Here is a 13,052-nt window from a genome sequence, read left to right as displayed (position 1 = left end):
CTGCGAAAAAGTGGCCCCGGTTTTTCGCGCCAAGCATGCTCTAATTCATAAAATCGATCACGTTATCTGCATTTGGATGTTTCCGTCCAAATGCAGCGTGATCTAGTGCAGGCTGACCATCTTCAGGTCGTGCTCCCAGGCATTGGCCGTCGCGGCTTCACGCGAATCGGTCACCAGGATCGGCGCGCCATCGGCCGAGAGCAGCGCGAAGAGCTGCAAGCCGGGCTCGATATGCGGCGCCTGCGGGAAGATCCGCGCCAGCTCGTCCGAGGTCATCGGCTTGAGATAGGCGACCTGTCCGGCGCCGAGGGCGGCGAATTCCGCGGTGGTCAGGGGGTTGTTTCTGGTCTCAGTCATCGCGCCCTCCTTCAGAGCAGTGCGAGGCGGTTTGATTGTGCACTCGTGATCATGAACGGAAGGCAAACCGCATGCCTTTCACCGAACCGACCTCCTTCAGTCGCGGCTCATGATATCGATACGCCGGACGAGCCGTTCCGGTTCCGGACGAGCGAGGTCGATCGCCAGCAGCCCGTTCGAGAGATCGGCGCCGAGCACCTGCATGCCGTCGGCGAGCAGGAAGGACCGCTGAAACTGCCGCGCGGCGATGCCGCGATGCAGGAACTGGCGCGTCTTGTCGTCGATCTGGCGGCCGCGGATGCTGAGCTGGTTCTCTTCCAGCGTGATCTCGAGCTGTTCGCGCGAGAAACCCGCCACCGCGAGCGTGATCCTGAGCTTGTCGGGCTCATCCTCCGTGCGCGGCAGGCGCTCGATATTGTAGGGCGGATACCCCTCTCCGGCGCCTTTGGCGACCCGGTCGAGCGCTCGCTCGATATCATCGAAGCCGAGCAGGAAAGGATGCGACAGGCTAGGCGGACGCGTCATCACGAAGCCCTTTGAAAGGCGCCTCTCGGAGATCGCAGGGCCCGCTGGCGCAGCACCCTGCCGGCAGCGGGCGAACCCCACTGCGTGCTGACGATATGGCGAGCGGCCGCCACAGCTTCAAGCCCGCAACCGGGCCCGGATCAATCGAGGGCCGCGATCAGCTCGATCTCGAGCAGCAGGCGCGGATCGACCAGCGCGGTGACGCCGACCATGGTGCTGGCAGGATAAGGCCCTTCGCCGAGATACTTCACCCGTACCTTGTGGATCGCCGCAGCCTTCTCCGGCGCCAGGCCGACGACATAGCTGACCGTCTTGAAAACCTTCGAGAAATCGGCGCCGGCTGCGGCGAGCCCGGCGGCGAGATTGGCGAAGACCTGTTCGGCCTGGGCCGAAAGATCGCCCTCGCCGACCACCTGCCCCATCGCGTCGAGCGCGATCTGGCCGGAAATATGGACCTGCCTGCCGGCGGTGACGACCGCGACATGGCAGTAACGCCCCGGCGGCGCGAGCGCGGCTGGATTGATGCGGTCGATCTTCACCGGCATGGACAAACCCCGAGATTCGAAGCGCGGCGCATGCCCGTGGGCTGCGGAGCGGTATGGCAGCCTAGGCTGCCGGAGCGGCGCGCTGCAATCGAAGGATGTCTGCCTCGGTGGAGGGGATGGTACAGCCACCCCGGCTTGAACGGGGGACCTCTAGATCCACAATCTAGCGCTCTAACCAACTGAGCTATGGCTGCACGGCTTCGCGAAACTCGCGATGCATATCCCTGCCGACATGGCCGGCGGGCGCCGGCTCGATCCCGATCCAGCGACGGCGCGGAACCTAGTGCCGTGCCGCGCCGAATGCAACGGGGAAATTGAGGCCGGCGCACAGAAGCTGTGCCGGCCGCGGGATCAGGGACGCGGAAGCTCCTTGCGGGCGGTCGCGGCGAGATCGCCGAGATGGCTCGACAGCGATTCGTAGCCGCGGCGGAAGGCCTTGGCCTGGAGAGCGACCGCATCGGCTGCGCTGCGGGTGTGCGCCAGCGTCTCGATCTCGCCCAGCGTCGCCTTTAGCTCGGCGCAGGCATGGTCAAGCACCTTGGCCTGGATCGCGCCGAAGGCGCGGGTCAGCGCCAGGGTCTGGCTCAGCCAGGGAGCAACCGGCTCGGCCGCGACCTCGATCGCGGCGATGAAGGGTTTCGGCGGCGTGGCCGGGGGTGGCAGAACGGCGGCCTCGACGGACTTCGTCACAGCGGCGGGCTGCGCAACAGGCGTGACAGCAGGAATGGCCGCAGCAGGTCTTGTCGGGACTGGCTTGGCCAGAGCCAGCTTGGCCGCCTTCGGCGCGTCGACTTTGCTGCGCGGGGCAGCGACCTTGGCGACGCCGCTGGCCGCGATCTTACGGTCCGGCGCGGCCTTTGCGCGCGGCGACTTCGCAGCGGCCTTGCGGGGGGAGTCCGCGGCGGTCTTCTCGGCAACGATCTTGCCGGCGCTCTCGGCCACGACCTTCGGCGCAGGCGCGATAGCCGACGGCGCTTCGGCGGGCTTCGTCGGCGCAACGGAAACGGGGAGCCGGGCAACAATGGCGGCGACGGCGTCGGCGATGGCCGGCTTCGCAGCGACCGGGGCCGGGCTGGCCGGCACCGTCTTCGCCACGACAGGGCCGGCCACGACGCTGGCGGTGGCCGCTGGCGCCGGCTTGAGCGGAACGGTCGCGGCAGGGTTCTCGGCGGGCTTGGGAGCGACCGGAGCCGGCTCGACCTTGGCGGGAGCCTGAGCGACCGGCGCGGGAGCCGGCGGGCTCGCCCGTGCAACCATGTTGGCTGGAATGGGCTGCGATTCGCTCATCGCCTTGACCGGAGCGAGGCTGATCGGAGGTTTGCCAGGCATAGTCTGCTTCGCCATCACCGTTCTCCTTCATGTTTCGGGCAAGGTGGACCTGCTCAAATGGCGGCCGGACAAAGGCCCGGCTACGCCCCGCAAGATCCATGCCGCCCTGGCAGCAGGCGGTATCAGTCGGCCGGCTACTTGCCAGCCGGCCTCACTTGGCCTTCGTGGCCTTGGCCGCCGTCTCGGCCGTCTTGGCGGCGGCTTCCTGGACCACCGAGCCCAGTTCCTTGAGCTGCGTCTGGAAAGAAGCCATCTGCGACTTCAGAAACTCGGACTGGTGCTGCAGCACCTCGTTGACGTCGCGCGAACGCACCAGCTTCTGGGCGAGTTCGAAAGCGGCCGCGACATTGGCCTCGGCATAGCCGATCGCCTTGCGGGTGGCGTCCTGGGTGCTGACGCGGGCCGATTCGGCGGAGCCATGGACGCTGTCGACGGCCTTGTGAGCGGCATTGATGAAGCCGTCGAAAGCCTTGCGCGCCTGGTCGACGCTCTTCTCGGCGAATTCGCGCATCTCGGTAGGAACCTCGTAAGGGGTCTTGCCGTCCATGATCGATCCTCCTGCTGGGTTGAGGCCGGGCCGCCGCACAGATCGGCAAGCTCTATTGTGCACTGCAATATCATTTTTGCACTGCGATGACAACGCCGCACGGACCGGGCGGCAGCCGGCACATTAACGCTGTTTGGAAACGTCAGGGGAGAGCGCGGGTTCCCGCATGGCTTCACAAGGATTTGGTCGCTATTAAAGTTTTGTTAGGCATAATCACGCCGGATTGCAGAGTCGCCGGAAGAACGGGACGGAATGAGCGGATCCGAACAGGATTGGACGACCTTGGGCAGCGCGCTGGCGCTGGACGGCGCGCTTGCGCCGTTCGCAGCGGGGGGCGCTTTGCTGCTCTGGTCCGTCGATGGCCAGAAACTGCTGCACGCCAATCCGGCGGGCAAGGCCTTGCTCGCCCAAGGCCCTGCCATGTTGCCGGCTGGCTTGCAAGACCGGCTGCGCCTGCTCGGCAGCGGCCTAGCCGCACGCCAGGCCGTGCGGCTCGAGCGCCTGCGCTTCGGCACGGGACTTTCCGGCCTCGTCACCTGCGCCTGCCTGCTGGTCGAGGGGGCGCCCGGAAAGGCGCTGGCACTCGGCATCGCCGGTTCGGAATTGCGCCGCCTCGGCATCGACATCGCAGCGCTGAATGCCGCGCCGGACACCTTCCTGCCCGCGGAACAGGAGGTTATCGCGGGCGAAGCTGCAGCAGCGGAGCCGACCAGCCCGGCCACAGGCCAGCGCCGCGCCAATCTGCGCTTCCTCTGGGCAAGCGATGCGCAAGGCCGCTTCGCCAGCGCCTCACCTGAATTTGCCGAACTCGCCGGGCCGGATGCGGCAGCCGCCCTGCCCGGCCGTCGCTGGAGCGAACTCCTCGACCGGGACGTCCTCGATCTCGACGGCGACCTTGCGCAGCGCCTGGCAAGCGCCGCCACCTGGAGCGGACACGCCGTCCTCTGGCGCGTCACGACGGGCGAAGGCGCGCGAGTCGAATTGTCCGGCTTCCCGCTCTTCGACCAGGCGCGCGCCCCGGCCGGTTTCCGCGGCTTCGGCCTGGTCCGGCACGCTGAAAACGAAGACTTCCCCGAGCGCGAGGCCGAGACGACAGCGGCCGCGCCGGCCGCCGAGGAAGCCGAGCCGGCAAGCGGCGCCGAGAGCGCCACGGACGAAGCCTCGATTGTTGCAACCGGCGAGGACCGGCCTGCCAGCGAGGCCGATGTCGCGAGCGCTGACAGCAGCATCACGGACGTTGCCGAAGCTGTGGACAACGTCGAAGCCGGCGGCGCGGCGACGGCCGATTCGCCGGTCACCGAACAGCCCGCCGCCGTCGACGAGACGCCGGAGGCAGAGGCCGTTGACGCCGAGGCCGCCGAGGCCGAGCCTTCCGAACCGGCCGGCGAGGCCGCTGCCGGCTCCGAGGATTCGGATGCCGAGCCGGCGCCCGGCAATGTCGTGCCATTGCGCAATGGCCAGCTCGCCGCGGTTCGTCCGGTGCTCGAACCGTCGAAAGCCCATTTGTCGTCGGCCGAGCGCAACGCCTTCCGCGAGATCGCCAAGGCTCTCGGCGCCCGGATCGCCGGCGATGACGAAGGCGAACCACGCCTGCCGGCGGCGACGCCTCTCAAGGTCGCCCGGGACGAAAGATCGGCGGCATCCGAGACGGCTGCGCCGACGCAGCGCGCGGCTGCTGTCAGCGATGCCGTGCCTGCCGTCTCCGAAGGCCGGCCGCGCCTCGCCAATGCCCATGCCGAGATTCTCGACCGTTTGCCGATCGCTGTGCTGGTCAACCGCGACGAAACGGCGCTCTACGCCAATCGCACCCTGCTCGACCTGCTCGACTATGCCGATCTCGACGATCTGGCGGCGGCGGGCGGCGTCAGCCAGCTGATCAAGGGCGCCAACCGCAGCGCCGGCGGCGCCATGATCCTGGTCGACCGCAAGGGCGGGCTGGTCAGCGTCGACGGCAGGCTTTCCAGCATCGGCTGGCAGGGCGAGCCGGCGACCTTGATGGCTTTCCGCAACAGCGTGCCGGGCGGTGACCTCAAGCTGCTGACCGAGGAAGAGGCGGAGCAGCAGGAGCTCGCGGCCGAATTCGAGGCCGAAGAGGAAGAGGTCGCGGCGCGCGTCGCCTCGCTGAAGCTCGAAGGCTCGGCCAATGAATCGCGCGTCGCCGAGCTCAGTGCCGTGCTCGACACGGCGACCGACGGCGTCGTCACGGTCGACGGGCGTGGCCGCATCCTCTCGCTCAACAAGAGCGCCGAGGCGCTGTTCGGCTATGATCAGCGCGAAGTCGCGGGCGAGCTCTTCACTCTGCTCTTTGCGCCGGAAAGCCATTCGCCGGCGCTCGACTATCTCGACGGGCTGATCGGCGGCGGCGTCGCCTCGCTGATGAACGACGGCCGCGAAGTCGTCGGCCGCGTCCGCCAGGGCGGCCGCATCCCGCTGTTCATGACCATGGGACGGATCGCCGAGGGCCCGGACAGCAAGTTCTGCGCCGTACTGCGCGATATCACCGCCTGGAAGAAGACCGAGGGCGAGCTGGTCGAGGCCCGCAAGGCCGCCGAAAAGGCCAGCGCCCAGAAATCGGACGTGCTCGCCAAGATCAGCCACGAGATCCGCACGCCGCTCAACGCCATCATCGGCTTCGCCGAGGTGATGGCAGAGGAGCGCTTCGGGCCGATCGAGAACGAGCGCTACAAGGAATATCTGCGCGACATCCACCAGTCGGGCGGCTATGTCATCAGCCTGGTCAACGACCTGCTCGACCTCGCCAAGATCGAGGCCGGCAAGCTCGACCTCGATTTCGTCAGCGTCAGCCTGAACGACATCGCCCTGTCGGCGGTGAACCTGCTCCAGCCGGAAGCCCAGCGCGGACGCGTCGTGCTGCGCTCGGGGCTGGCACCGAAGCTGCCGCCCGTCGTCGCCGACGAGCGCTCGCTGCGCCAGATCGTGCTCAACCTGCTCTCCAATGCGGTGAAGTTCACCGATGCCGGCGGCCAGGTGATCGTCTCGACCGCGCTCGGCGATCAGGGCGAGGCGATCCTGCGGGTGCGCGACACCGGCATCGGCATGGACGACGAGGAGATCGCGCTGGCGCTCGAACCCTTCCGCCGCGTGCAGACGACGCGCAAGGCCGGCGGCACCGGACTCGGCCTGCCGCTGACCAAGGCGCTGGTCGAAGCGAACCGCGCCGCGCTGACCATCACCAGCGTCAAGAAGGAAGGCACGCTGGTCGAGGTCACCTTCCCGCCGCAACGGGTCCTGGCCGGCTGAGCCGGCGGGAACCTCGCATTCGGGCCAGGCTCCGCAACGGTGGAATGATCTAAAGCAACGTCCCGCTCAGGATCAGCGAGGCGATGCTGAAATAGATCGCCAGCCCGGAGACATCGACCAGGGTCGCGACGAAGGGCGCCGAGGCACTGGCCGGATCGAAGCCGAGCCGCGTCATCACGAAGGGCAGCATCGAGCCGGTCAGCGAGCCGAAGGTGACGATGCCGAGCAGGGCCGCCCCCACCGTCGCCGCCACCAGCAGCCAGTGTTCGCCATAGTCGTAGAAGCCGAGCTTCTGCCAGAGCACGACGCGGACGAAGCCGATCGCCCCGAGGATGGCGCCGAGGGTGACCCCGGTCGGCAGTTCGCGCAGCGCGACGCGCCACCAGTCGCCCGGCGCAAGCTCGCGCAAGGCCAGCGCCCGGATGATCAGCGAGGTCGCCTGCGAGCCGGAATTGCCGCCCGAGCTCATGATCAGCGGAATGAACAGGGTCAGCACGATCGCCTTCTCGAGCGCGCCCTCATAGTGCTGCAGCACCGAGGCGGTCAGCATCTCGCCGAGCAGCAGCACGCTGAGCCAGCCGGCGCGCTTATGGATCATGCTGAAGAAGCCGATCTCGCGATAGGGCAGGCCGAGCGCCTCCATGCCACCGAGCTTGTGCACGTCCTCGGTGGTCTCGGCGATCATCGCATCTATGACGTCGTCGACCGTGACGATGCCGAGCACGCATTGCTTTTCGTCGACCACCGGCACGGCGAGCAGATTGTATTTGGCGATCAGCCGCGCCACCTCCTCGCGATCGGTCAAGGGAGAGACCGAGACGGGCTCGCGCCGGGCCGCGGCGGAGCCGACCGGAGCGCCGGGCTCGGCGGCGATCAGCCGGCGCAGCGAAACCGCCTGCCGAAGCGTGCCGATCTCGGGGTCGACGACATAGATCGCATAGACCGTCTCGCGGCTGCGTTCGACGGTGCGGACATGCTCCAGCGTGCGCGCGACCGTCCAATCGTCGGGCACGCTGACGAATTCGGTGGTCATGATCGCGCCGGCGCTGTGCTCGGGATAGGCGAGCAGGCAAACCAGCTCGGCCTTGGTCGCGGCATCGAGCTTCGCCACGAAGCGATGGCGCTCCGGCTCGGAGAGATCATAGCGGAACAGGTCGGCAGCGCGGTCGGCCGACATCTCCTCGATCAGCCCGACGGCGCGATCGAGTGGCATCGCCTTGAGGATCGCCGCCATCCGGGAGAGCTCCGGCTGGTCGAGGACGTCGGCCGCGAGCGCCCTCGGCAGTTCGAGCAGCACGGCGGCGACGAAGGCCGCCTCGTATTCGTTCAGGCTGACGACGATGTCGGCGACATGGCGCCGGGCTAGATCCGCGGCCAGCACCGGAGCGGAGACGGCTTCGGCGGGCAGGATTTCGGTGATTGCGGCGTTCATGGCTCGCTTCCCTCATGGGTCAGGCGCCCGGGCGGGCCGGAGACGGCAAGGACTGTCGACCGGGACTGTCGCTTGGCATGGGGTTCAAAGGTTCCTGTGGAGCCGCCGGCCAGCATCGGGCTGCAGGCTGGCGGGCGCAGCCGACATGGGCCGGTTGGCAGCCGGCGTCAAGCCCCCTCCCGGCCGCACCGGCGAGCGGGAGAAACTGCAAGGCCGCCGGGCGCCGCCACGCGTTGGCGCGGGCGGCCCGGCGTTCTAAGCTCAGCGCGACCTGTCACGGCGAGCGAGCGAACGCGCATGCATTTTGCCCTCAGCGAAGAGGAAGAGCTGATCCGCGACAGCGCCCGCAAGCTCGCGGCCGACCGGCTCGCGCCGCTCGCCGAGACGCTCGACCGCGGCGAAGGCCGGGCCGAATTCCTCGGCAATCTGAAGCTGCTCGCCGAGAACGGCTTCATGGCCCTCAACATCCAGGCCGGCTTCGGCGGCTCGGAGGCCGGCACCGTCGCCTTCGCGCTGGCGCTGGAGGAGCTGGCGGCCGCCTGCGCCTCGACGGCGGTAACGACCTCGGTGACCAACATGGTCGGCGAGGTGATCCAGGCCGTCGGCAGCTCGCGGCAGCAGGCCGAGCATCTGCCGAAGCTCGCCGACGGCACCTATCCGGCCGGCGCCTTCTGCCTGACCGAGGCCGGCGCCGGCTCCGACCCGGCCGCGATGAAACTGCGCGCGCGGCGCGAGGGCGACGCCTATGTCCTCGACGGCGAGAAGATCTTCATCACCTCGGGCGAATATGCCGGGCTCTTCGTCGTCTGGGGGGTGACCGATCCGGACGCGCCGAAGGGCAAGGGCATCTCGGTCTTCCTCGTGCCCGCCGATACGCCCGGCGTCAGCGTCGGCAAGGCCGAGAAGAAGATGGGCCAGACCGGTTCGGCCACCAACACGATCAGATTCGAAGGCGCCCGCATCCCCGCCGACGCGCTGATGGGCAAGGAGAATGACGGCTTCCGCGTCGCGGTCGGCGAACTCGCCGGCGGGCGCATCGGCGTCGCCTCGGTCTCGCTCGGCATCGCCCGGGCGGCGATGGACGCCGCCAAATCCTATGCCCGCGAGCGCAAGCAGTTCGGCCAGGCGCTGACCGAATTCCAGGGACTGCAATGGCTGATCGCCGATCGCGAGCTCGACCTGCACGCCTCGCGCCTGCTGATCCTCGACGCTGCCGCGAAGAAGGACCGCGGCGAACCGTTCTCCAAGGAAGCCTCGATGGCCAAGCTCTTCGCCTCGGAGGCTGCGCATCGCTGCACCGATGCGGCGATCCAGATCCATGGCGGCGCCGGCTATTGCCGCGACTTCCCGGTCGAGCGCTATGCGCGCGACGCCCGGATCACCCGAATCTATGAAGGAACCTCCGAGATCCAGCGCCTGATCATCGCCCGCGAGACCTTGCGCCAGCTCGGCTGAAACCCGCCTTCGTCGTTCCCGGCAAGCAAAGCGCAGGTCCGGAACGACCGAGAATAGTCAGCCTCAACCAAACGGAAACGCCCATGACCCTGACCATCTATGGCTGCCATCGCTCGCGCGCGACGCGCAATGTCTGGCTCGCCAACGAGCTCGGCATCGCGTTCAAGCAGGTGCCGGTGATCCAGGCCTATCGCCTCGCCGATCCAGACGCCCCCGGCGCGCCGCTCCACACCCGCAGCCCCGAATTCCTGAAGGTCAATCCGAACGGACATATTCCGTCGATCGACGATGACGGCTTCGTCCTGCACGAATCGCTGGCGATCAACCTCTATCTCGCCCGCAAGCATGGCGGGCCGCTGGCGCCCAAGGACGTGCAGGAGGAAGGGCTCGCAGCGATGTGGTCGCTCTGGGCCGCGACCGAATGCGAGACCCATGCGCTCAACCTGACCTATCACCTCGCCGCCTACCCGCCGGAGAAGCGCGATCCGGCCATCGTCGCCGCCGCGCTCGCCGCCCTGCCGGCCCCCTTCGCCGTCCTCGACAAGGCTCTGGCGGAAGGCGGCGGCTACGTCATGGGCGGGCGCTTCACCGTCGCCGACATCAACGTCGCCGAGGTCATCCGCTACGCCAAGCCGGCGACGCAGCTCTTCGACGCGGCCCCGAACGTCAAGGCCTGGCTCGAGGCCTGCCATGCCCGCCCGGCCTTCAAGGCGATGTGGGCGGCGCGCGAGGCAGAAGCGGCGTAAACGACGGACATTCCACCGTCATTCCGGGGCGCGCCGTCCCGGAATGACGGGGAGGCTCGACCGCTCCCAGGCGCAGCTCTCGACACCGCCTGAAACTCTTCAGAATACGGGTGGCCGGGCCCAGCCCGACTGCCTACTGACGCAGGCTGACCCGCCCTGCGAAGACAGACTGCGCGATGACAACACCGCCCTCCACCAGCTCCCTGCGCATGGGCCCGATCGAGTGGCTCCTGCTTGCGATCCTCTCGGTGCTCTGGGGCGGGTCCTTCTTCTTCAACAAGCTTACCCTGGCCGAATGGCCGCCCCTCGCCGTGCTGCTGACCCGGGTTGGTCTGGCGGCACTCGCTTTGCAACTGGCCGTGCGGTTGTCCGGGCTTTCCATGGCGGTCGGCCGGCCGATCTGGCTCGCCTTTTTCGGCATGGGCATTCTCAACAATCTGATCCCGTTCAGCCTGTTCCTCTGGGGGCAGCAGCAGATCGCCAGCGGCCTCGCCTCGATCCTGAACGCGATGACGCCGATCTTCAGCGTGATCGTGATGCAGATTTTCGGGAATGAACGGGCGACCGGACCGAAAATCGCCGGCGTGCTGGCAGGCCTTGCGGGTGTCGCCATCCTGATGGGCCCGGACGCGCTCGGTGGCCTCGGGCTCAACCTCATCGCGCAACTGGCCTGCGTCGCCGCGACGGTCTCCTACGCCTTTTCGGGCCTGTATGGCCGCCGCTTCCGCGAATTGCCGCCGCTGGTCACCGCCGCCGGCCAGCTCAGCGCCTCGACGCTGATGACGCTCCCGATCGTCCTCCTCGTCAACCCGCCCTGGACCCTGCCGCTGCCCTCCCTGCAGGTCGTCCTGGCGCTGGCCGGCCTGGCGCTGGTGTCGACCGCGCTCGCCTATGTCATCTTCTTCCGGATCATGCGCACCGCCGGGCCCAGCAACGTCATGCTCGTGACCTTCCTGATCCCGGTCAGCGCCATCCTGCTCGGCTCCGGCCTGCTCGGCGAAGAGCTCCTGCCGCGCCATTTCGCCGGGATGGCCGCGATCTTCGTCGGGCTCGCGCTGATCGACGGCCGCCTCACCACCTCGTGGAGAGCCGGACGAGCGGGTGCCCCGACCGCTTGACCGGCCTCGGCCGAGCACAGCCCTTCCAAGAGCAAGCCATTACCGCATCACCCGGCCGGGGGGCGACGTTCACGCTGTGGACGCCGCCAGCGTGGCAGCGAGCTTTATTGCCAATAAATTATGAATTGCTCTAGGGTTACATGATGACTGATTGAGGCTAAAGGGCATCACGGAATTAGCTGAACGATATCACAAAAAGCGATACGTCAGCGGGGAGCGGCAACGACCATGGATCTGAGGCAACTGCGATGCTTCATCGCGGTGGCGGAGGAGTTGCATTTCGGCCGGGCGGCCGAGCGGCTCGGTCTCGCGCCACCGGCATTGTCGCGCCAGATCAGCGCGCTCGAGGACGGCCTCGGCGTCACCCTGCTGACGCGGACCACGCGCCAGGTCGCCCTCACCCGCGCCGGCCTGATCATGCTCGAGGAAGCCAAGGCGATCCTGGTCAGGATGGAGCGCGCCTCGCGCTCTGTGCGCGAAGCCTCGCTGGCCTCGAGCAAGGTCCTGCGCGTCGGCGCGATCGATGCCGCCTCCTCGAGCTTCGTGCCGGAAGCGCTGGTCACGTTCCGCGCCCACCATCCCGGCATCGATATCAAGTTCGTCGAGGCGATGACAGTGCCGCTGGTGCAGATGCTGGAGGCCGGCAAGCTCGACCTCGCGCTGCTGCGCCCGCCGCGCAAGCCGACCGACTGCGCCTTCGAGGTGCTGCGGGTCGAACGCCCGATCGTCGTTCTGAACGAAGCGCACCCGCTCGCCGCGCGTGACGACCTGACGATGCAGGATCTGGTCGGCGAGCCCTTCGTGGTGCCATCCAAGCGGATACGGCCCTTCGCCTACGACCTCGTCATGGCCTATTTCGAGAGCGTCGGCGCCGTCCCCAACGTCATCATCGAGGCGACCGAGAAGCCGGCGATGATGTCGGCGGTCGCCGCCGGGCTCGGCATGTCGCTGGCGCCGGACTGGGTGTCGCGGCTGAGCTTTCCCGGCGTCACCATGCGCCGCCTGCGCGGCGCGCTGCTCGACCCGCCGCCGCCCGGTGCGCTCGTCGGCGTCGCCTGGCGGCCGCAGCAGAAGCTGTCCGCGCGCGACGATTTTCTCGCCATCCTGCGAGAGAGCGTCACGCTGATCGACGAACGTATAACCCTACCCTTCACCGTGCCGGTGCACGCCCGAAAGCCCGCGATGCGCGCCGTCGCGACCCAAGCCGGAGGTTATTGATGAGTTTGAACAAGATCGAGTCGGCGCAGGGATTGCGTATCCGCTCGACCCAGGATTTCGCGGCGGGATTGTTCATGATCGTCCTGGCCGGGCTCGCGCTGTTCCTTTCACGCGATCTGGCGACCGGCACGCTGCGCCAGCTCGGCCCGGGCATGCTGCCGAAATCCTTCGCGGTGATCTGCGCCGCCCTCGGCCTGCTGCTGAGCATCAACTCGCTGCGTTACAAGGGCGAGAAGCTGGCAGGCTGGTCCTGGCGCGGCGTGCTGTTCGTGCTCGGCGCCGCCTGCCTGTTCGGCCTGACGATCCGCGGCTTCGAGATCGGCCCGCTTAAGGTTCCCGCGCTCGGCATGCTGGTTTCCGGACCGATCGTGGTCTTCGTCTCCGGACTCGCCGCCGAGGACGTCAAGCTCAAGGAGCTGACGATCTTCGCGATCGCGATGACGATCGCCTGTGCCCTCCTGTTCAAATATGCGCTGAGCCTGCCGATCCCGCTGGCGCCCTGGCTCTTCGGGATCTGAC

The 13,052-nt window shown here is 67.8% G+C and carries 12 protein-coding genes and 1 tRNA gene; 6 read left to right on the top strand and 7 right to left on the bottom strand.

The features are described 5' to 3' along the window. Window positions 1-102: 102 nt before the first annotated feature. The 6 genes from J0J10_RS02685 to J0J10_RS02660 form a co-directional block, all read right to left on the bottom strand. On the bottom strand, window positions 103-357 hold the full coding sequence (locus tag J0J10_RS02685) for a BQ00720 family protein (RefSeq protein ID WP_291645054.1): 255 nt from the start codon (window positions 355-357) through the stop codon (window positions 103-105). Window positions 358-453: 96 nt separating this feature from the next. Further along, entirely contained in the window at window positions 454-882 is a 429-nt protein-coding gene (locus tag J0J10_RS02680) for an Hsp20 family protein (RefSeq protein WP_291640707.1), read from the bottom strand. A 140-nt stretch (window positions 883-1,022) separates the two neighbouring features. Further along, entirely contained in the window at window positions 1,023-1,427 is a 405-nt protein-coding gene (locus J0J10_RS02675) for a RidA family protein (RefSeq protein ID WP_291645052.1), read from the bottom strand. 117 nt (window positions 1,428-1,544) lie between these two features. Then, window positions 1,545-1,621: transfer RNA gene (locus tag J0J10_RS02670), tRNA-His, on the bottom strand. 157 nt (window positions 1,622-1,778) lie between these two features. Next, a complete protein-coding gene (locus J0J10_RS02665; protein WP_291645050.1) occupies window positions 1,779-2,771 on the bottom strand; it encodes a hypothetical protein in 993 nt (330 codons plus the stop codon). Window positions 2,772-2,907: 136 nt separating this feature from the next. Further along, window positions 2,908-3,303 (bottom strand): phasin, encoded by a 396-nt coding sequence (locus tag J0J10_RS02660; RefSeq protein ID WP_291645048.1) that lies wholly within the window; start codon window positions 3,301-3,303, stop codon window positions 2,908-2,910. Window positions 3,304-3,555: 252 nt separating this feature from the next. On the opposite strand from J0J10_RS02660, the gene J0J10_RS02655 reads away from it, so the two are divergent. Further along, complete coding sequence (locus tag J0J10_RS02655) at window positions 3,556-6,564, top strand: PAS domain-containing sensor histidine kinase (RefSeq protein ID WP_291645046.1); 3,009 nt, start codon at window positions 3,556-3,558, stop codon at window positions 6,562-6,564. Between the two features lie 49 nt (window positions 6,565-6,613). Here J0J10_RS02655 and mgtE read toward each other — a convergent pair whose 3' ends face one another. After that, a complete protein-coding gene (mgtE, locus tag J0J10_RS02650) occupies window positions 6,614-7,996 on the bottom strand; it encodes a magnesium transporter (protein ID WP_291640698.1) in 1,383 nt (460 codons plus the stop codon). Window positions 7,997-8,293: 297 nt separating this feature from the next. Between mgtE and J0J10_RS02645 the strand changes: the two genes are divergently transcribed. The 5 genes from J0J10_RS02645 (at window position 8,294) to J0J10_RS02625 (ending at window position 13,051) form a co-directional block, all read left to right on the top strand. Further along, window positions 8,294-9,451, top strand: a complete 1,158-nt coding sequence (locus J0J10_RS02645; protein ID WP_291645044.1) for an acyl-CoA dehydrogenase family protein — start codon at window positions 8,294-8,296, stop codon at window positions 9,449-9,451. 83 nt (window positions 9,452-9,534) lie between these two features. Continuing rightward, a complete protein-coding gene (locus J0J10_RS02640; protein ID WP_291645042.1) occupies window positions 9,535-10,197 on the top strand; it encodes a glutathione S-transferase family protein in 663 nt (220 codons plus the stop codon). Window positions 10,198-10,373: 176 nt separating this feature from the next. Further along, on the top strand, window positions 10,374-11,315 hold the full coding sequence (locus tag J0J10_RS02635; protein WP_291645040.1) for a DMT family transporter: 942 nt from the start codon (window positions 10,374-10,376) through the stop codon (window positions 11,313-11,315). Between the two features lie 228 nt (window positions 11,316-11,543). Beyond that, the gene (locus tag J0J10_RS02630) at window positions 11,544-12,533 is read left to right on the top strand and encodes a LysR family transcriptional regulator (protein WP_291645038.1); all 990 of its coding nucleotides are present in this window, start codon (window positions 11,544-11,546) and stop codon (window positions 12,531-12,533) included. Continuing rightward, window positions 12,533-13,051: a tripartite tricarboxylate transporter TctB family protein gene (locus J0J10_RS02625; protein ID WP_291640686.1), complete on the top strand. Its 519-nt coding sequence runs from the start codon at window positions 12,533-12,535 to the stop codon at window positions 13,049-13,051. The genes J0J10_RS02630 and J0J10_RS02625 overlap by 1 nt, the downstream gene beginning before the upstream one ends. Window position 13,052: the final 1 nt, after the last annotated feature.

The sequence above is a fragment of the Allobosea sp. genome (genome assembly GCF_017308075.1).
In the GTDB taxonomy this organism is placed as follows: Bacteria; Pseudomonadota; Alphaproteobacteria; order Rhizobiales; family Beijerinckiaceae; genus Allobosea.
This window is presented reverse-complemented; position numbering and strand designations above follow the sequence as displayed.

Excerpts from the sequence above, each read along its gene's own strand:
- J0J10_RS02665 (WP_291645050.1), bottom strand. The coding sequence starts at position 2,771 with ATGGCGAAGCAGACTATGCCTGGCAAACCTCCGATCAGCCTCGCTCCG.
- J0J10_RS02675 (WP_291645052.1), bottom strand. The coding sequence starts at position 1,427 with ATGCCGGTGAAGATCGACCGCATCAATCCAGCCGCGCTCGCGCCGCCG.
- J0J10_RS02685 (WP_291645054.1), bottom strand. The coding sequence starts at position 357 with ATGACTGAGACCAGAAACAACCCCCTGACCACCGCGGAATTCGCCGCC.
- J0J10_RS02680 (WP_291640707.1), bottom strand. The coding sequence starts at position 882 with ATGACGCGTCCGCCTAGCCTGTCGCATCCTTTCCTGCTCGGCTTCGAT.
- J0J10_RS02635 (WP_291645040.1), top strand. The coding sequence starts at position 10,374 with ATGACAACACCGCCCTCCACCAGCTCCCTGCGCATGGGCCCGATCGAG.
- J0J10_RS02645 (WP_291645044.1), top strand. The coding sequence starts at position 8,294 with ATGCATTTTGCCCTCAGCGAAGAGGAAGAGCTGATCCGCGACAGCGCC.
- J0J10_RS02655 (WP_291645046.1), top strand. The coding sequence starts at position 3,556 with ATGAGCGGATCCGAACAGGATTGGACGACCTTGGGCAGCGCGCTGGCG.
- J0J10_RS02640 (WP_291645042.1), top strand. The coding sequence starts at position 9,535 with ATGACCCTGACCATCTATGGCTGCCATCGCTCGCGCGCGACGCGCAAT.
- mgtE (WP_291640698.1), bottom strand. The coding sequence starts at position 7,996 with ATGAACGCCGCAATCACCGAAATCCTGCCCGCCGAAGCCGTCTCCGCT.
- J0J10_RS02625 (WP_291640686.1), top strand. The coding sequence starts at position 12,533 with ATGAGTTTGAACAAGATCGAGTCGGCGCAGGGATTGCGTATCCGCTCG.
- J0J10_RS02630 (WP_291645038.1), top strand. The coding sequence starts at position 11,544 with ATGGATCTGAGGCAACTGCGATGCTTCATCGCGGTGGCGGAGGAGTTG.
- J0J10_RS02660 (WP_291645048.1), bottom strand. The coding sequence starts at position 3,303 with ATGGACGGCAAGACCCCTTACGAGGTTCCTACCGAGATGCGCGAATTC.